Annotated in this window: 17 protein-coding genes; 5 read left to right on the top strand and 12 right to left on the bottom strand. The window is 32.7% G+C overall.

Annotation, left to right across the window (positions count from 1 at the left end; translation table 11 throughout):
• Positions 1–3: 3 nt before the first annotated feature.
• Positions 4–1,359: a glucose-6-phosphate isomerase gene (locus THYS13_RS05150; protein ID WP_042833442.1), complete on the bottom strand. Its 1,356-nt coding sequence runs from the start codon at positions 1,357–1,359 to the stop codon at positions 4–6.
• A gap of 180 nt (positions 1,360–1,539) precedes the next feature.
• On the opposite strand from THYS13_RS05150, the gene THYS13_RS05155 reads away from it, so the two are divergent.
• On the top strand, positions 1,540–2,037 hold the full coding sequence (locus tag THYS13_RS05155; RefSeq protein WP_042833443.1) for a nitroreductase family protein: 498 nt from the start codon (positions 1,540–1,542) through the stop codon (positions 2,035–2,037).
• A gap of 17 nt (positions 2,038–2,054) precedes the next feature.
• Positions 2,055–3,281, top strand: coding sequence for a peptidase T (gene pepT, locus THYS13_RS05160; RefSeq protein ID WP_042833444.1), 1,227 nt, complete (start codon positions 2,055–2,057; stop codon positions 3,279–3,281).
• Positions 3,282–3,353: 72 nt separating this feature from the next.
• Here pepT and THYS13_RS05165 read toward each other — a convergent pair whose 3' ends face one another.
• From THYS13_RS05165 to THYS13_RS05185, 5 genes are all read right to left on the bottom strand, one after another.
• A complete protein-coding gene (locus THYS13_RS05165) occupies positions 3,354–4,292 on the bottom strand; it encodes a DUF1848 domain-containing protein (RefSeq protein WP_042833445.1) in 939 nt (312 codons plus the stop codon).
• A gap of 91 nt (positions 4,293–4,383) precedes the next feature.
• Positions 4,384–5,946: a citramalate synthase gene (cimA, locus tag THYS13_RS05170; RefSeq protein ID WP_042833446.1), complete on the bottom strand. Its 1,563-nt coding sequence runs from the start codon at positions 5,944–5,946 to the stop codon at positions 4,384–4,386.
• Between the two features lie 275 nt (positions 5,947–6,221).
• Positions 6,222–7,139, bottom strand: coding sequence for an AEC family transporter (locus THYS13_RS05175; protein ID WP_042833447.1), 918 nt, complete (start codon positions 7,137–7,139; stop codon positions 6,222–6,224).
• Positions 7,140–7,201: 62 nt separating this feature from the next.
• Positions 7,202–7,687 carry a hypothetical protein gene (locus THYS13_RS05180; RefSeq protein ID WP_042833448.1) on the bottom strand — a complete coding sequence of 162 codons (486 nt, stop codon included), beginning with the start codon at positions 7,685–7,687 and terminating at the stop codon, positions 7,202–7,204.
• A 69-nt stretch (positions 7,688–7,756) separates the two neighbouring features.
• Positions 7,757–8,320 (bottom strand): histidine phosphatase family protein, encoded by a 564-nt coding sequence (locus THYS13_RS05185; protein ID WP_042833450.1) that lies wholly within the window; start codon positions 8,318–8,320, stop codon positions 7,757–7,759.
• A 423-nt stretch (positions 8,321–8,743) separates the two neighbouring features.
• On the opposite strand from THYS13_RS05185, the gene THYS13_RS05190 reads away from it, so the two are divergent.
• The 3 genes from THYS13_RS05190 to THYS13_RS05200 all read left to right on the top strand — a co-directional run bounded on the left by THYS13_RS05190 (position 8,744) and on the right by THYS13_RS05200 (position 11,119).
• Complete coding sequence (locus tag THYS13_RS05190) at positions 8,744–10,096, top strand: MATE family efflux transporter (RefSeq protein ID WP_042833451.1); 1,353 nt, start codon at positions 8,744–8,746, stop codon at positions 10,094–10,096.
• A 63-nt stretch (positions 10,097–10,159) separates the two neighbouring features.
• Positions 10,160–10,846, top strand: a complete 687-nt coding sequence (locus tag THYS13_RS05195) for a Crp/Fnr family transcriptional regulator (protein ID WP_042833452.1) — start codon at positions 10,160–10,162, stop codon at positions 10,844–10,846.
• A gap of 78 nt (positions 10,847–10,924) precedes the next feature.
• Positions 10,925–11,119 carry a DUF2892 domain-containing protein gene (locus THYS13_RS05200; RefSeq protein WP_042833453.1) on the top strand — a complete coding sequence of 65 codons (195 nt, stop codon included), beginning with the start codon at positions 10,925–10,927 and terminating at the stop codon, positions 11,117–11,119.
• A 109-nt stretch (positions 11,120–11,228) separates the two neighbouring features.
• Here THYS13_RS05200 and rlmD read toward each other — a convergent pair whose 3' ends face one another.
• The 6 genes from rlmD to THYS13_RS05230 form a co-directional block, all read right to left on the bottom strand.
• Complete coding sequence (gene rlmD, locus THYS13_RS05205; RefSeq protein WP_042833454.1) at positions 11,229–12,593, bottom strand: 23S rRNA (uracil(1939)-C(5))-methyltransferase RlmD; 1,365 nt, start codon at positions 12,591–12,593, stop codon at positions 11,229–11,231.
• A complete protein-coding gene (locus tag THYS13_RS05210; RefSeq protein ID WP_235603239.1) occupies positions 12,581–14,779 on the bottom strand; it encodes a glucan 1,4-alpha-glucosidase in 2,199 nt (732 codons plus the stop codon). Before THYS13_RS05210 ends, rlmD begins: the two co-directional genes overlap by 13 nt.
• Before the next feature lie 176 nt (positions 14,780–14,955).
• A complete protein-coding gene (locus THYS13_RS05215; RefSeq protein WP_042833455.1) occupies positions 14,956–15,372 on the bottom strand; it encodes a thioesterase family protein in 417 nt (138 codons plus the stop codon).
• A 49-nt stretch (positions 15,373–15,421) separates the two neighbouring features.
• Entirely contained in the window at positions 15,422–17,173 is a 1,752-nt protein-coding gene (gene pyk, locus THYS13_RS05220; RefSeq protein WP_042833456.1) for a pyruvate kinase, read from the bottom strand.
• Between the two features lie 22 nt (positions 17,174–17,195).
• Positions 17,196–18,161 carry a 6-phosphofructokinase gene (pfkA, locus tag THYS13_RS05225; RefSeq protein ID WP_042833457.1) on the bottom strand — a complete coding sequence of 322 codons (966 nt, stop codon included), beginning with the start codon at positions 18,159–18,161 and terminating at the stop codon, positions 17,196–17,198.
• Positions 18,162–18,237: 76 nt separating this feature from the next.
• A complete protein-coding gene (locus THYS13_RS05230) occupies positions 18,238–18,435 on the bottom strand; it encodes a hypothetical protein (RefSeq protein ID WP_042833458.1) in 198 nt (65 codons plus the stop codon).
• Positions 18,436–18,509 lie beyond the last annotated feature (74 nt).

Raw genomic sequence — 18,509 nt, forward strand, 5'->3', positions numbered from 1 at the left:
AATTTATTTTCCCAATCTTTTTTCTAACAATTCTTTTTCTTTTTCATATCCTGGTTTTCCTAAAAGTGCAAACATATTTTTCTTGTAAGCCTCTACTCCTGGCTGGTCAAATGGATTGACCCCATTTATATATCCACTTATACCACAAGCCACTTCAAAGAAATATACCAAATTACCAAAGTAATAAGGTGATATTTCCGGAATATTTACCACGAAGTTGGGAACATTTCCATCTGTATGAGCCAATAATGTTCCTTCAAAAGCCTTTTTATTGACAAAATCTATAGTTTTTCCTGCTAAAAAGTTAAGCCCATCTATATTGTCTTTGTCTTTATTTATAACTATATCTTTAACAGGTTTTTCAACATTTAAAACTGTTTCAAAAATATTTCTGCTTCCCTCTTGTATAAACTGCCCCATTGAATGTAAATCTGTCGTAAAATCTACTGAAGCAGGATAAATTCCCTTATTGTCTTTACCTTCACTTTCTCCAAAAAGCTGTTTCCACCATTCGGAAAAATAGTGAAGTTTCGGTTCATAATTTACAAGTATTTCTATAGCTTTGCCCTTTCTGTACAAAATATTTCTCAAAATTGCATACTGCATGCTTATATTTTCACTAAGGTCATTTTTGGTATAAACCATTGAAGCATCGTAAGCACCCTGCATCATCTCGTCTATACTAATGCCTGCCACTGCTATTGGCAAAAGGCCTACTGCTGTCAAAACTGAGTATCTTCCTCCAACATCATCAGGAATTACAAATGTTTCATATCCTTCTTCATCAGCTAATTTTTTTAAAGCTCCTTTCGCTCTATCTGTTGTCACATATATTCTCGATTTAGCCCCTTCTTTTCCATATTTTTTCTCAAGGAAATCTCTAAAAACCCTAAAAGCTATCGCAGGCTCTGTGGTAGTGCCAGATTTAGATATTACATTTATAGAAACATCTTTGCCTTCTATAAGTTCAAGTAAATCACTTAAATATGTAGAACTTATGCTGTTTCCAGCAAAATAAATCTCCGGCGTATTCCTCTTACCTTTTGGCAACAAATTATAGAAGGAATGGGAAAGCATTTCAATTGCCGCTCTTGCCCCTAAATAAGACCCACCTATACCTATAACTACAAGCACATCAGAATCTGATTGAATCTTCTCTGCTGCTTTTTTAATGCGTTCAAACTCTGCTTTATCATAATCTTTGGGAAGACTTACCCATCCTAAAAAGTCATTCCCTTGAGCATTTTTATTAAGCACCATGTCAAGAGATAACTTTGCATGCCTTTCCATATATTCAATTTCTTTTTCACTTACAAATTGCAATGCTTTTGAATAATCAAAACCTATCAATTTCCTCATATGTAAACCTCCATTCTTTATTTACATACTCATATTTTATATCATAAATCTATCTTATTCAAGTTTTTCAAAAGTATGTATAAGTTTACTTAGCTTTATTTTTATACAGTAATAAATTTTTGTCAATCTTTTTGGAATTTTTACTTTATGGGATATAATATAAAGAGGAGGTGCGAAATTATGGAGGCATTAGAGGCTTTAAAAAAGAGAAGAAGTATAAGGAAATATATAGATAAACCTATTCCAAAAGAAATATTAGAAGACATAATAGACTGCGCAAGGCTTGCTCCCAGTGGAAATAACGCACAGCCCTGGCATTTCGTCGTTATAACAGACAAAGAAAGACTTAAATTCATAGCAGAAAAAGCTACATATGGGAAATTTATTAAAGATGCAGGAGCTTGTGTCATCGTCTATTGCGATAAAAATAACAGACATCACTTAGAAGATGGTTCAGCAGCAACAGAAAATATATTACTCGCAGCTACTGCCTACGGCATAGGTTCCTGTTGGGTAGCGGGGTATAACAGAACCTATGAAAAAGAAATAAACGAATATCTCAACATTCCTGACAGCTTAAGAATGATTTCTATTATATCATTAGGATATCCTGCAGAAAAGCTAAAACCAAAATACAAAAAAGCTCTATCTGAAGTTTTGCATTGGGAAAAATTTTAAATGATGGAGGTTTTTATATGTCAAAAGTAGTAGAAAGATTTTTAAAATATGTAAAATATCATACAACATCAGATGAAAATTCATCAACCTATCCCAGCACTGAAGGCCAGTTAATATTTGCAAAAGAATTAGTAAAAGAGTTAGAAAGTTTAGGCTTAAAAGAGGTAAATGTTGATGGAAACGGTTATGTCACGGCTTTACTTCCTTCAAATACTGACAAAGAACTTCCTACAATAGGATTTATAGCTCATATGGACACAAGTCCTGACATGTGCGGTAAAGATGTAAATCCACAAATAGTAGAAAATTATGACGGTAAAGACATAATACTAAACAAGGAAATGAATATAGTTTTATCTCTTGCTGAATTTCCAGAGCTCAAAAATTACATAGGGAAAACTTTAATTACCACAGACGGAACAACTCTTTTGGGTGCTGATGATAAAGCAGGAATTGCAGAAATAATAACAGCTATGGAATATTTAATAAATAATCCTGAAATAAAGCATGGCAATATAAAAGTCGCCTTCACACCTGATGAAGAAATTGGTAGGGGCGTAGATAAATTTGACGTAAAAAAATTCGCCTGTGATTTTGCTTATACTGTAGATGGTGGTGGAATTGGAGAAATAGAATACGAAAATTTCAATGCTGCCAGTGCTAAAATCAAAATTAATGGCAGAAATGTGCATCCAGGAACCGCAAAAGGAAAAATGAAAAACTCCATTTTGATTGGAATAGAACTCCAAAATATGTTACCTGAACATGAAACTCCTGCACATACTGAAGGATATGAAGGCTTTTATCATTTAAACAATTTTGCAGGCAATGTAGAACAAACTAAAATGTATTATATTATCAGAGATTTTGATAAACAAATTTTTTTAGATAAAAAAGAATACCTAAAAAGCATTGTAGAAACATTAAATAAAAAATACGGTGAAGGCACAATAGAGCTTGAACTTAAAGACCAGTATTACAATATGAGAGAAATAATTGAAAAGCATATGCACATAGTTGATACAGCATTAGAAGCAATGAAATTAGTAGGAGTGGAACCTAAAATAGTGCCTATAAGAGGAGGCACTGATGGAGCAAGATTAAGCTATATGGGGCTTCCAACACCTAATTTATTCACAGGAGGGCATAATTTTCACGGTAAATATGAATTTATACCGACATATGCAATGGAAAAAGCAGTCGAAGTTATAATAAAAATAATTGAGCTTTATGCACAAAAATAAGGGATGGTCAAAAACTATCCCTTTAATAATACAACCATTAAAATAAATAAGTTTTTCACATATACATATTTTTCATTTATCAAAAATTGAAGTTTGGCTAATAGCGTAAGATTTAATTCCCCTTTCTTTTATTACATCATTTTCAGCCAATTTGCTACACAACAGTGGAGAATTCACATCATATTGCTTTACATTTTCTTTTATAGAACTTATATTGCTGTTTGCATAGCAATAAATACAACCATGCAAACAAGTATCATAAGTACCAACATCAACGCTTTCAGCACAACCACAAAGCTTCCTCTGATTTTTATCTTTTCCCACACCAAGTTTTTTCCCTGAAAGTTCCCCTATTAAATCCGGGTCTATACATCTTGCATGTTCTATACCATATGGTGATAAATCCATTTTTTCAGCACAAATATCAAGTTTAATTGAGTGCTCTTTCGCTATTTCATAAAATCTATATGCAATTTCTAACTTTTGTTCTTTATTTATCTCATAAGCCCCTATCTTTTCTAAATTCTTACGCACTTTAGGATAAAAGGTCACAAAACTGATGATACATTTTGAAGTGTAGCCATAAAGTTTAGACATTATTTCCTTAAAGCTTTTTATATGGTATTCTATATCAAATTCGGGAGTTAAAATAATAGGGTCATAACGCCAAATTACCCTCTCTTTCCCTATTTTGATAGACAGCTTTTTAAAAACTTCAATTATATGTGATTTTTCTGACACATTCCTCTCTACTTTTTTATCATAAGGATTTAAAGTAAATTGAAAATAATAGGTATAGTCCTCTATTAAATGCAATTTTGGTATCATTTTCTCTGGATTTTTTGTCCAAAACACAATACCATCTACTGCATCTTTCTTCAAAGAAATTTTACTGATTTGATGAAAATTAAAAGGATTCCTCACCAAAACATAGCCTTCCTCAATTCTTTTAAAAAACCAATCGCTGTAAAAAGCCGGAATATCCGTTCTCCTGCTTGTACTTATTATCATTCAAATTTCTCCTTTCAAAAAAAGAGAAATTGACATGTTCATTTTTACTTTAACATTAATGACAATTCATGTCAATTTCTCCGCTTTTGAATTAACTTTCTTTGTTAAGTTTGTACTCTATTGAATCAACAAGGGCTCTCCAACTGGCCTCAATAATATCTGTAGAAACCCCAATTGTGCTCCAAGAATCCTTTCCGTCTGTCGACTCTATTATAACTCTTACTTTAGCAGCAGTTGCTGAATTAGAATCCAAAACCCTCACTTTATAATCTGTCAACCTCATCTCTTTTATCTGTGGGTAAAATCTCTCCAATACTCTTCTTACAGCATTATCAAGAGCATGCACTGGACCGTCTCCATCTGCAGCAGCTATTTCTTCCACTCCATCTACTTCCACCTTTATAATTGCAAAAGAATTAACACTATTAACAGAGGGTTCATTTACAATAACTTTAAATTCTTTTAAATTAAAGGCCGGTTTGTATCTTCCAAGGATTTTTCTTATCAAAAGTTCTAAAGAGCCTCCTGCATTTTCATATTGATACCCCAAATACTCCATTTCTTTTAATTTGTCGAGAATTAATTTTGTTTCAGGTGAATCTTTTGTGATTGTCGGGTCCATCTCGTTTATAGCATTTAAAACTGCCCCTCTTCCGGCAACTTCAGAAATCAAAAAGGTTCTGCTATTTCCCACTAAAGAAGGATCAATCAGTTCATAAGAGTAAGTATTTTTATTTACAGCATCAGCATGCATCCCTGCTTTATGGGCAAATGCGTTTTTCCCCACATAAGGTGCTCTTTCATCGTGAGTGATATTTGCAATTTCACTTACAAATCTGGCTAAATGAGTCAATTGTTTCAGATTTTCATCAGGAACACATTTATATCCCATAAGTAATTGCAAATTCGGTATCAAGGTACATAAATTCGCATTGCCACATCTTTCACCATAACCGTTTATTGTACCTTGTACTTGTATTGCCCCTGCTTGTACTGCCATTATAGAATCTGCGACAGCCATTCCGTTATCATTATGACAGTGTATTCCTACTTCTGTATTAAACTTATCCACAACAGTTTTTGTTATTTCATAAACCTCCATAGGAAAAGCTCCGCCTTTTGTATCACACAAGCATACACTGTCTGCACCCGCTTCTAATGCTACTTCTAATGTCTTTAAAGCATACTCTGAATTTTGTTTGTAGCCATCAAAAAAATGCTCTGCATCAAATATAACTGACTTACCTTTGTCTTTAAAAAATTTTACTGTATCATAAATCATTTTTAAGTTTTCTTCTAAAGCAGTTTTCAAAATTTCTGTAACTTGAAAATCCCATGACTTGCCAAAAATAGTTACTACCTCTGTGTCAGTATTTAAAAGGGAAATCACATTAGCATCCTCATCGGTAGTTGTATTCGCTCTTCTTGTGCTGCCAAAAGCGATTAATTTAGCATTTTTTAACTTAATATTTTTAACTCTTTCAAAAAATTCAATATCTTTAGGGTTAGACCCAGGATTACCTGCCTCAATATAGGTTACACCAAACTCATCAAGAACCTTAACTATCTTTAATTTATCTTCCACAGTAAAAGATATACCTTGTCCTTGAACTCCATCTCTTAATGTTGTGTCGTATATCCGTATACTCTTCACAATGCATCCCCCTTTATATCTTTTTTATGTATAGTACATATTTTATCAAATTGAACTGATAAAGTGAAGAGGTAAATAAAAGTTTTTCATTAAAGGTTTCATTGGCTTAATTATGTCAATATCTATGTTATAATAACATTAGCAAATCAAATGAAAAGGAGGGCTTTCAATGGATGCACTAGACAAACTTAAAAATAGAAAAAGTTGCAGAAGTTTTCTAGAAAAGCCTAAAATACTTTACATTAAAAAAATAAATAAATGATATTTAATTAATTTTACCATTTTAGCATAACAATACTCATTAATATAACTCCAATAACTATTGACATCGTTATAAAAACAGAAGCTAGTTTGGGATTAAGTCCCCTTTCATTGGAATATACTACAGCCACCATTGGAGTTGGGAGTATAGAACCAATTGCAATAATTTTTACAATCAATTGGCTTGTATCAAATAAAAATGCCAATAATAAAAATAAAATGATACCAGGCAAAAATTTTACAAACATACCTATACCCAAAGCTTTTAATTCATCTTTATTTAAGTTAAAATCTAAAAAGTAACCTATTGTAAATAAAGCAAGAAAACTGTTAGGTATAGAGAGCTGATAAATAAAATCTTTAACAATTCCTCCTAACTTAATATTTAAAAAATTCATCAAGAGTGACAATAAATATATATCAAGTGGAAAGAAAAAAATTATTTTTCTTATTACTTTTTTTAAATTAAAATTCTCCTTATCAGAGCCTAAAAATGCTACAGCATAAGCAAGTCCAAAAACAATAAAAGAATTGCCTATATCAAACATTGAAATAGTCATTACTCCTTTACTTCCATACACCTGCTGTATAAAAGGCAAAGCAAATAAACCAATATTATACCCAAATATAGAAATTAATAAAGTCCATTTATCTTTATCATCCAATTTAACTTTTTTTACAATAAAATAACCTAATAAAAAAGTAAGTAAACCTAAAAGAATACTTATAATAGGCAAAATTAATAAATGCAAATTAATAGTATGCTCAGAAAAAACTATTAATATTGTAGCAGGTAGTGTAATATATAAAACTATTTTACTTAGTACATCTCCAGCGTTATCTGGTATGATTTTTAATCTTTTAAATAAATATCCCAATAAAATAATTCCAATGTTCAACAAAATCTTTTCTACTATAATAAAATGCTCCAATATAAGTCACCTCAATATTATTTTAGCATGATATGATATGTTGACAAATCATAGTTTGTATTTTAAAAAATGTTTTGAATTTTCTTTAGCATAGCATACCCGGAAGTCTTAATATTTATTTCAATCTGTCCTTTTGCATTATTACCTACAATTTTTATCCTGCTTTTACCTTTTTCAGTTTGTATAGTTTTTTCACCTTTTCCGCTTTGTTCAAAAACATTTATTACTTTATTTTCAGGTGTAATAAATACCAATTTGAATTTGCCTTTATCTACTTTTGAATCAAATTTAATCGTTACTGTCCAATTCCCCTCAGATTCTACTTCCCAAATAGTCTCCATTCCATAAAAACCACTGTATACTATTTTTAAGTTGTTATCTTTTATATCTCCTACCCTATTTAAAAATGTATAACTATCTCCTTCATTTATTATTTTAGCATTGTCATTGTATATTTCTTTCTGATAACTGCTAATATTGCCACATCCGCAAAAAATAAACATTACCAAAAACAAAAGTATGAATTGCTGTAAAAATTTATTCATCATGGAATTATACCTCCCATATTAATTTCTGATACATAAAGTAAACCACAGTATGTTTATTTATATTTATATTTAAAAAATATTAATTTTTTCGATCTCTATACATTTGTCGCCATTAAACTTAAACTTTACAATCCACGGCATAACATGTTTGATTTCATTAAATTCATTATATCCAAATGATTTATCATAAAAATTGATAATAGTACTCAATATAGTACCATGAGTCCCTATTGCAATATTTTGGTTTTTATAATTCTCTAAAACTTTTTTCAGTGCTGCAATGCCTCGTTGCTGTACCTCTGATAAACTTTCACCATCTGATAATTTAAAATTAAAATCTTGCCATTGCTGTCTCGCAAAAGAATCAAAATCATCAATCCATTCACTATCAACCTTGCGTTCTCTAAAATCCGGAACAGTAATTACTGGTAGGTTAACTTTATTAGCAAAATCTACCAAAGTATCAACTGCTCGTTTATATGGACTTGATAAAATAATTTTAATATCTTTATCCATCAAATAAGCTGTGACAAGTTGTCTATCGATTAAGCCTTTATTTGTAAGAGGTCTTAACTCATCATTGTGCTCTGTATAGTCTGATTCTGCATGACGAATAAAATAAATTGTTGTCAATTAACCCACCTCCATCATATTATTTCAACATTATTCCTTAATATAATCACCATCACTTTGAAATATGGTTTCGTGATTAATTCCTCTTAGCATCATGTGGTAAATTCCCGTTTTGCTCTATTTTAGTGCTTTCCTTGGCATTTACTACTTCCTATCGTAAATCATATATATATTATATCATATTGTTAAACAAGTCCTTGTTACAATATTTTTTCATTTTCTTATTTTTCAGACAGGTCCCTCTTCCCTTCTCCTTAAGTATAAGTCTTAGTTACTGTAAATTTTCCCTTTTGTGCTATAATACTATTAGCAATTAAAAAGTGAAATTTTTGAAGAATGCAATATATGAATTTAAAAAAGGAACTAATGTAAAATAATGGATGTATAAACTCCGCCAATTCCTCAACAAACAGGAGGTGTTACATGGCAACTAAAAAAGAAATAAAAGAAATACTTAATTTAGCATTACCTGCAGTTGGAGAAATGCTATTATACATGGTAGTGTGGGTAATAGATACAATGATGGTGGGACAATTTGGCGGTAAAGACAGTGTCAGCGTTGTAGGCCTTGCATCAGAAATTATATATACCTTCTCTAACATTTTTATAGCAATGGGAATCTCCATAGGAATAACTTCTTATGTCGCCCGTAGTATAGGAGCGAAAGATTTTGAATCTGCTGAAAAATACGCATCTCAAGGAATTTTTTTAGGATTTATTTTTGCTATTTTCATTTCTTTAATACTTTTTACCTTTGCAGAAAATTTTTTAATAATAGCTGGCGCTACTGGTAATGTGCTTGTCTTAGGAAGGATATTTATAAAAATTGCATCAATAGGCATTTTCTTTAATATGCTTATGAATGTATTAAACGCAATTTTAAGAGCTCAAGGAAATACAAAAACGCCTATGATAGGAGCAAGTATAGTCATATTTATTAATATTTTACTGGACTGGATTTTGATATTTGGAAGATTTGGCTTCCCTCCTTTAGGTGCAAAAGGGTCTGCAATTGCTACTACTATAGCACAAATTACTGGCTTTATATTTATAATGTTATATTACTTCAACCAAAAAATATTAAATATCGAGCTTCGTGATATAGTGAACTTTGACAGGCAAATAATTGTAGATATACTGAAACTTGCTTTCCCTGCTTCTCTTCAAGAAGCTGCCTTTGACATAAGTCGACTTATTTCAATATTCATGATAATGCACCTTGGGACAGTAGCTTTTGCAGCAAATCAAATTGCAACTACGATTGAATCTATATCCTTTATGCCAGGATGGGGTTTTGCAGTCGCTGCAACCACAATGGCAGGACAAATGGTAGGAGCTAAAAAATATGACAGTGCAAAAAGGTATACAAATATTTCGGCATTATTTGCTGTAGCAATTATGGGTACAATGTCTATACTATTTCTGGCAATACCCCATCTCTTTATAAGAGCTTTTATAAAAGATGCTGACGTAATAGCTGTCGGCATCCTTTGCCTTATGATAGCCTCCATTGAACAGCCTTTTATGGCAGTTGGTATGGTTTATGGAGGAGGCCTTAAAGGAAGTGGAAATACAAAGACTCCCTTTATTATCTCTACAATATCCAGCTGGTTTATAAGACTTCCTCTTATGTACGTAGTCATTTACATCTTAAAATTAGGAGTTGTATATGTATGGTTTGTAACAGCTATCCAATGGGCTTTTGAAGGAACTACAATGTATTTATACTTTAGAAAAGAAATAAATAAATTAAAAAGTGCAGTAAAAGATTTTTAATACGCTTTACTGCACCTTTTTATCACCATTTAAGCATTATAAAATTAACTGGGAGGTAAGAAAATGATTGACGATGGCTTAATCCATGAAATCAAAAATAAATTCCCTTTTATTAAAAACCTAAAGGATAAAAATAAGTTAGACAATTTTATGAAAATCATCAAAATTATCAAGTTGAAAAATGGAGAAAAACTTTTAGAAGAAGGTGATCACTGTACCGACATAGTTTTTGTTATAAATGGAGTAGTAAGAGTATATAAACTTTCTCCTGAAGGAAAGGAAATAACTCTCTACAGACTTTACGATGGCGAAACCTGTGTCTTAAATGTAGCGTCTATTATGAGTAATACACCTTATCCTGCAACTGCTGAAGCTGAACAAGAAGTTTTAGTTGGTCTTATTCCAGTTTCATTTTATAATGATTTATTTTTTACAGAGCCATCATTCCAACAATTCATTTTTAATACTGTATCTACAAGGTTTCAAGAAGTTATATTGTTAATTGATGAAATTGTATTTAAAAATGTAAACTTAAGATTGGCTAAATTTATATTAAAAAAATCAGCTGAAAATGGGCAAAAAGGAAACTTGGAAATTACCCATGAAAAAATCGCCGCAGAATTGGGTACCGCAAGAGAAGTAATCAGTAGAATACTTAAAGACTTCGAAAAAGAAAATATTGTTACACTTTTACGAGGAAAAATTATCATAAAAAATGAAGAAAAATTAAAAAGAATTGCAGAAATGTGACTTTGTCACTGAATTAAATTGTATAGTCTTGTATAATAGATATCAAGATAGGAAAAATAAATGGAGGAGGTTATAAAAATGAAAAATGTTGGAAAAATTGATAAAATAATCAGATATATAATAGGAATAGCTTTGTTGAGTCTGTTGTTTTTAATTAATAGTAACCTAAGATTTTTGGGATTAATAGGACTTGTACCAATATTAACAGCTGCTTTTGGTTTCTGCCCATTATATGCCTTATTTGGCATTAATACATGTTCAACAAAAAAATAAAAATTTTCTTTATGTAATATCTTAGTTAAATTTTAAATTAGTTAATGGTGTGATAATTTTTATCAAATTAATGTGAGGGGTTAATACCCCCCATTAATTTGATATGTCTTTAAAAAGTTGAAGGCAACACCAACGCCACACTTTCCACATGATACGTATAAGGAAACATATCAACAGGCTGAACTTCTATCGTTTTGTATCCATAGTCTTCAAGATATCTTAAATCCCGTGCTAATGTGGAAGGATTACAAGAGACGTATACAATTTTTTTCGGATTCATTTTTATAATCGCTTCCAAAACAGGTGTGTCGCATCCTTTTCTTGGAGGATCCATTATAACCACATCTGCTTTAACTCCTTTATCAGCCAACTCAGGCATTACTTTTTCCGCATCTCCTGAAATAAATTCAACATTTTTAATATCATTTATGTAAGCATTTCTCTTTGCGTCTTCTACTGCCTGGTGAACAGCCTCAATACCATAGACAAAGCCTGCCTTTTTTGCTGCAAGTAAAGATATAGTCCCTATACCACAATATACATCTATTACAGTCTCTTCACCTTTTAAATCAGCATATTCAAGGGCTTTTCCGTATAAGACTTCTGTTTGAACAGGATTTACCTGAAAAAATGACAAAGGAGATATTTCAAATTTTGTGTCTATTATATAGTCAATAATGTTATTGCTTCCGTAAATAGTTATATTTTCCTCCCCCATAATCATATTAGTTTTTTTGGTATTAATATTTATTACTATACTTTTAAGCCCCCTTATTTCTTCTTTTAAAGCATCAATCAGTTGTTTTTTATATGGTATGTCCCTTCCATTAATCACAATAACAGCCATAACTTCCCCAGTTTTAAAAGCAACTCTTGTGACAATATGCCTTATCAGACCTTTTCCTGTTTTTTCGTCATATACAGATATGTTGTATTTTCTAATCCAATTCCTTACAATCCTAGCAATCTCATCACTAATCTCATGCTGTATCATACAGCTTTCCACAGGCACAATGTCATGAGAACGAGGAGCATAAAAACCTGTAACAGCTTTCCCTTCAACCATTCCAACTGGAAATTGTGCTTTATTTCTATACCGCTGAGGCTTTTCCATCCCTATGGTATCTTGGACTTTTGTATACACTTTGCCTATTCTTTCTAAATTGTCTTTGACTTTTTGTGTTTTATATTTTAACTGCCCTTCGTAGCTTAAATGCTGCAGTGAACAGCCACCACATTTATATGCATGAGGGCATAAAGGCTTAACTCTATCACGGGACTTTTCTAATATTTCTACTACATGACCTATAACGTAATTTTTAGAAATTTTATCTATTTGTGCGACGACCCTCTCTCCTGTCAATGCTCCTTCTACAAAGACAGCCACTCCTTCAATTCTTCCAACTCCTTGGCCTTCATGGGCCATATTGTCAATATATACCTCGTATTTTTCCCCTACTTTTATGTCGTGCAATTCAAAAACGCCTCCTTCACAATTATTATACCTTTTATATAGCAAAAAAATATAGGGGATAACACATCCCCATTATTTTTTCCTAACACATATCTATCATAAACTATTTGAGGCATATCTGCAACTTTATGCTCTATATTTGAAACAAACAATACTACATACTCTGCATGAGCCCAGTTAAGAGGCGATGCAGAATCTGTAGGAAGTCCTGTATCCTCCCAAACTTGTTCAGACAACACATAGCCTTGATTTGCAAAATTCTCCATTGCCTTAAGGTATTCATCAGCACTTTTACCTGCCGCTATTTCATACATACCTCTTTCACCAGTAAGAAGAGGCCATAATCTTCCTTTACCTGTGCCATGATATAGTTCTGTTTTAGAGGGCTCTCCATAGCCATCATGATTATACCTATACCAACAAGGACCTTTTGGAGTATTAACTTTTATGAGGTTGTCTACTACATAAATAGTGCTTAATATCTTAGGGTCATTGGCAGGTTTTACTCCCAACCGTACCAATTCAAGAAAACTTGGGTCTATAATTTCCTTTTGGTCATAGACTCCACCACCGTTAGCGATGCTTATTAAAAAGTCTGCATTTGGATCCGGTAGTCCTGCTATTCTTATGTAATACTGTCCATTTCCATACGGTCCTTTTGTTGTATAAGTCAGCTCATCAATTAACTTTTGCCATTTATCAGCCTTATCCAAATATTTTTGTGCACTTTCCATATCTTTATTTTGTTTTGCTATGTCCGCAGCACATACAAGTCCCGCAACTTCAGCTGCCATTGTCGCAGGTGAATATCCCCCTGCTTCTTCCCATCTTTCTTGCCCTGTTTTGGGGCCAATTTTTGTAATAAAGTCCGCAAGAGGTTTTACCAATTTTTCATACAAATCATACCGCTTTAGCTGATATGCCAGTATTATAGGGTCTGCTTGCTCATCCATTTGGATGCCATTCCAATAAGGCTCCCCATTTATCCAGGTATTTTGTGGAATAAACCCATTTTTCTCTACTACCATAGTTAAAAAGTCTAAGGCTCTATTAGCAGAATCTTTGTCTCCAGCTGCAATAAAGGCATTAGCGATGTGATACAAGTCTCTTGCCCAAACTAAGTGATATCCCCCTTTATTTTCATCTCCTTGACCTTCACCCCATGGAATTGAAAGAGAAGCAATATAGGCACCTTTATTAGTCTTATCTTCACTGGCTTTTAAAATCATCATACTCGTGTAGTATAACTCATTAGCTTTCCCTTTAAAATCCTTAAGTCCATCACAGTATTTATTCCACTCAGCAATGTATATGCCAATCATTTTATCATAATTGTCCTTTAATGTACTCAAAGCAGTTTTTGCTGCCTCCTCTTCACTTTCTCCAAAAGAAAGCACTGTTTTAAACTCTGTCTTATCGCTTAAATCTATCTCTATTCCTTCAATAATATTCCCTCTTGCCTTATCAAAATGTTGTGTCATAGTTTTGTTTTTTTCTAAATCTGATATAGGGTCATTCACCTGATTATATCCTATAGAATACCCTTTCCATTTTACATCAGTTGTCAAAGCTGAATATATTTTTTCTCTATGTACTATAAGAATTTCCTTATCATTTGCCTTTATAACATACCCCTCATTGTATTTACCTTGATTAGCAATATGAGGGTCATAAACAAGATAAAATTTATAATCTTTTACATTCCCTTTTAATGCTTCAAATGTTGTCTTCATAATAACAGAATTCCTTCTAGGATCAGTGAATATCTCTTTTGTAATCCTATATCTTCCCTGTTTATCAGTATTTATTAGCTTAAATGCTAAAGACCTATTGTTGAGTTTCTCAACTTTGCTCACTGTATCCTTTGTCTCATCAGAGACAAAACTTTTTCCGTCAGTTACTAAAAATTTCAAAAATTTGCTATTAGCCATATCAATCGTGGGATAGTAAACTTCTGATATTGCACCATGAGTCAAAGTAAACCATACCTTTGAAACATCATTATTTGCAGTTCCAATGCCTTGTTTTTGAGCAGATGCCCAAGTATCCTCTTTGCCAGGTGCCTGTGATGCTTCATTAGCAGTTAAGTGCTGAATTTTTACATAAGAAACATCAGAAGAACACCCTGAAAAAATAGTTATTGAAAAAATTATTAAAAATAATATTGCTACAATTTTTTTATTCATCTAAAAACACCTCCGTCTTATATCTCTATTTTATCTCAAGTCACAACTTTGCGCAAACGTTTGTTATAAATAAAAAAGAAAAAATACACTTAGAAAGTGTATTGAGAAAAAATCGGTTACCCTACTATATTATTATAACTCATTTTTATAGTATTTTATACCATTTTTTATAAATTTTAATCACAGCATTTTGCAAGCATTTCATAAACCTCTGGCATTACTTTTTTTAAGTTGATAGGCTTTTTTTCAAGATTTGTAAAGGGATGCTCTGTATAACCTTGTGCTAAAAGTTTGTTATCCTCCTTGCGTATTATATCATATAAAAATTTAAGACGAGTTCCTTTTATAAATTCTAATCGTGTTCTTATTACTATAAGGTCATCGTATAAAGCAGAAGAAAAATATTTACACTGAGCGTCAATTACAGGTAGCATTACATTTTTTTCTTCTAAACTTCTATAGGACATACCTAAAGAACGAAAAAACTCCGTTCTCCCAATTTCAAACCAATTAAAATAATTAGAATAGTAAACTATACCCATTTTGTCCGTTTCTCCATATCGGACCCTTATCTCTGCATCCCATACATGCATGACTTAATCACTCCTTAAAAAGAAAGGAAAGACAAGAGGAAATCTTGTCTTATTTAATATTTACAATTCCTTTATACACAAATCCTCTAACTGTGTCAACCGTTACAATCATGCCATCTTTGAGTTTAGAAGTTGCTCCTTCACACCCAACAATTACAGGGATTCCTAAGTTTAATCCCACAATAGCAGCGTGAGAAGTAAGCCCTCCTTCTTCTGTGATTATAGCAGAAGCTTTCTCTATAAGAGGCATAAAATCTCTTTCCGTCTTTGCAGTTACTATTATATCGCCTTCTCTAAATTTATCTTTATCTTTGCTGATATCATTAATGACACATACAACACCTGTAGTCGCTTTAGAACCTATACCTATTCCTCTCAACAAAACATCTCCTACTATATGTACCTTCAACATGTTGGTGGTGCCTGTCATAGCTACAGGGATTCCTGCAGAAATTACTACGATATCGCCATTTCTTATAAGTCCCGCATTTAAAGCACTTTGTATTGCGACATCTATCATTTCATCTGTAGTAGAAACCTCTTCTGTAACTAAAGGATATGCTCCCCAGACTATAGAGAGTTTCCTTGCAACACTTTCGCTTGGAGTAGTAGCAATAATCGGAGCTTGAGGCCTGTACCTTGATACCATTCTCGCCGTATAACCAGATTTAGTACAAGTTATTATAGCAGCTGCTCCTATATCTCTTGCAGTAGTACAAGTTGCATGGCTTATAGCATTTGTAATAGAAATATTTGTATCAATATTTCTATCAATGATATCTCTATATCCTACATAAGCCTCTGTCTTTTCTGCAATCTTTGCCATTGTTTCAAAAGCTTCTACAGGATATTTACCCTGAGCTGTCTCCCCTGATAGCATTATAGCATCTGTACCATCTAGAATAGCATTTGCTACATCTGTAACTTCAGCCCTTGTAGGTCTTGGATTTCTCATCATGGAGTCTAACATTTGAGTTGCAGTGATTACAGGTTTTCCTGCTTTATTGCATTTTTGTATAATCATCTTCTGAACGATTGGTATTTCTTCAAGAGGAATTTCAACACCTAAATCTCCTCTTGCTACCATTATTCCATCTGAAACCTTTATAATTTCGTCTATATTTTCTACTCCTTCGCGATTTTCTATTTTGGCAATAATTAAAATATGCTCTGCGTTATTTTCTTCTAAAAGTTTTCTTATTGCCAAAACATCAGCTGCCTTTCTAACAAAAGAAGCGGCAATCATATCAATGCCCTTTTGAATTCCAAATTCTATATCATCTACATCTTTTTGAGTCAAAGCAGGAAGATTAAGTTTTACTCCTGGAACATTTACTCCTTTATGGTCTTTTACAGGACCGGAATTTTCTACAATACAAACTATATCTTCTCCTTTAACATCAGCAACCTTTAGAGAAATTAACCCATCATCAATTAGTATGCGGCTACCTCTTTCCACATCTTGAGGCAACCCTTTATAGGATACACTACATATAGTTTCGTCTCCTAATACATCTCTTGCCGTAATGACAAAAGTTTGTCCTTCTTTTAATTCCACTCCGCCATTTTTAAACTTTCCTGTCCTTATTTCTGGACCTTTAGTATCTAACAAAATAGCAACAGGTAACCCTAATTCTTCTCTTATCTTTTTAATATTGTCAATTCTTGCCCCATGCTCTTCAAAATCTCCATGAGAAAAATTCAATCGAGCAACGTTCATACCCTTCTCAATTAATTTTTTTAGTATATTATAGTCTTCGCTGGCAGGTCCTATTGTACACACTATTTTTGTTCTGCGCATACCTTCACTCCCTAAAATTTATTTATATAGACAATATCTTGCTGAGCTCATAAAGTTTTCTGTTAAACTCCTTTTTCATGGAAAGGGCTTCATCTATATCATCGTCTACAATTTGATTGTTTCGTATACTTATTATTCTCTTAGTTTTATTTTCTAAAAGCAATTCCACTGCTCTTGCTCCCATTTGACTTGCCAATACCCTATCCATCACTGTAGGGGCTCCACCTCTTTGAATGTGCCCCAAAATAGTATACCTTAAGTCTAATTTTGGTAGCCTTTCTTTAATCATTTTCGCTAGTTCTGGAGCGCTCATAACTCCCTCTGCAAGGACAATTATATGGTGAAGCTTCCCTCTCTTTATCCCGTAAGTGATCTTATCACAAAGTTCATCGATGCTCCATTCCACTTCAGGAAGTATAATCATCTCTGCTCCACCAGCCAGACCAGCATACAAAGCAATGTAACCCGCATTTCTTCCCATCACTTCTATTATATTTGCTCTTTCATGGGAAGTAGCAGTATCCCTTATTTTATTTATTGCATCAATGACAGTATTGCAAGCGGTGTCAAACCCTATTGTATAATCTGTACAAGGTATGTCATTATCAATTGTACCTGGAATCCCAATTGTATTTACATTCCATTCTTCACTTAAAAGCTGTGCTCCTCTAAAAGATCCATCTCCTCCAATTACAACGAGACCCTCTATCCCATGTTTTTGAAGGGTTTCGTAAGCTTTTTTGCGCACCTCTTTTTTCTTAAATTCTTCACATCTAGCAGTTCTCAAAATAGTACCACCTTTTTGCAATATATCTCCTACTGAAGAAAGATTTAAATCAATAACTTCATCCTCTACTAGCCCTGCATATCCCCTCATAATGCCTTTTACTTTAAGCCCATAATAAATTCCTGCCCTTACCACAGCCCTTATAGCTGCGTTCATCCCTGGTGCATCTCCACCACTTGTAAGTATACCAATCGTCTTCATAGTTTACCTCCTCATTTTATCCCACATGGACTTTAGTTGTCCCATTTTCGTTAAAGTAGCCCTTTCGGGCAAAAAATTATAAGCCATATTCAATAATAATACTTTGTGCATCTTGAGCTTCTGCCTTTGGAACTAACACTTCACAATAAGAACCTTTTCTATCTATTTTTTTATTAAGTGGACGCAATTTTACCAGGAAACCTTCTTTTGTTAAAACGTCTTTGACTTTTTCTGCTGTCTCCATATTTTGTGCCATGTATATTACCGTCCACATAAAACGGCCTCCTTAGTATTTCTAAATTATATTTTAATCTATTTTTTTGCAGTTATCAACTCAAAAATTTGCAA

Source organism: Thermoanaerobacter sp. YS13, assembly GCF_000806225.2.
Lineage (GTDB): Bacteria > Bacillota > Thermoanaerobacteria > Thermoanaerobacterales > Thermoanaerobacteraceae > Thermoanaerobacter > Thermoanaerobacter uzonensis.

Excerpts from the sequence above, each read along its gene's own strand:
- THYS13_RS05150 (WP_042833442.1), bottom strand. The coding sequence starts at position 1,359 with ATGAGGAAATTGATAGGTTTTGATTATTCAAAAGCATTGCAATTTGTA.
- THYS13_RS05155 (WP_042833443.1), top strand. The coding sequence starts at position 1,540 with ATGGAGGCATTAGAGGCTTTAAAAAAGAGAAGAAGTATAAGGAAATAT.
- pepT (WP_042833444.1), top strand. The coding sequence starts at position 2,055 with ATGTCAAAAGTAGTAGAAAGATTTTTAAAATATGTAAAATATCATACA.
- THYS13_RS05165 (WP_042833445.1), bottom strand. The coding sequence starts at position 4,292 with ATGATAATAAGTACAAGCAGGAGAACGGATATTCCGGCTTTTTACAGC.
- THYS13_RS05180 (WP_042833448.1), bottom strand. The coding sequence starts at position 7,687 with ATGATGAATAAATTTTTACAGCAATTCATACTTTTGTTTTTGGTAATG.
- THYS13_RS05190 (WP_042833451.1), top strand. The coding sequence starts at position 8,744 with ATGGCAACTAAAAAAGAAATAAAAGAAATACTTAATTTAGCATTACCT.
- THYS13_RS05195 (WP_042833452.1), top strand. The coding sequence starts at position 10,160 with ATGATTGACGATGGCTTAATCCATGAAATCAAAAATAAATTCCCTTTT.
- THYS13_RS05200 (WP_042833453.1), top strand. The coding sequence starts at position 10,925 with ATGAAAAATGTTGGAAAAATTGATAAAATAATCAGATATATAATAGGA.
- THYS13_RS05210 (WP_235603239.1), bottom strand. The coding sequence starts at position 14,779 with ATGAATAAAAAAATTGTAGCAATATTATTTTTAATAATTTTTTCAATA.
- THYS13_RS05215 (WP_042833455.1), bottom strand. The coding sequence starts at position 15,372 with ATGCATGTATGGGATGCAGAGATAAGGGTCCGATATGGAGAAACGGAC.
- pyk (WP_042833456.1), bottom strand. The coding sequence starts at position 17,173 with ATGCGCAGAACAAAAATAGTGTGTACAATAGGACCTGCCAGCGAAGAC.
- pfkA (WP_042833457.1), bottom strand. The coding sequence starts at position 18,161 with ATGAAGACGATTGGTATACTTACAAGTGGTGGAGATGCACCAGGGATG.
- THYS13_RS05230 (WP_042833458.1), bottom strand. The coding sequence starts at position 18,435 with ATGTGGACGGTAATATACATGGCACAAAATATGGAGACAGCAGAAAAA.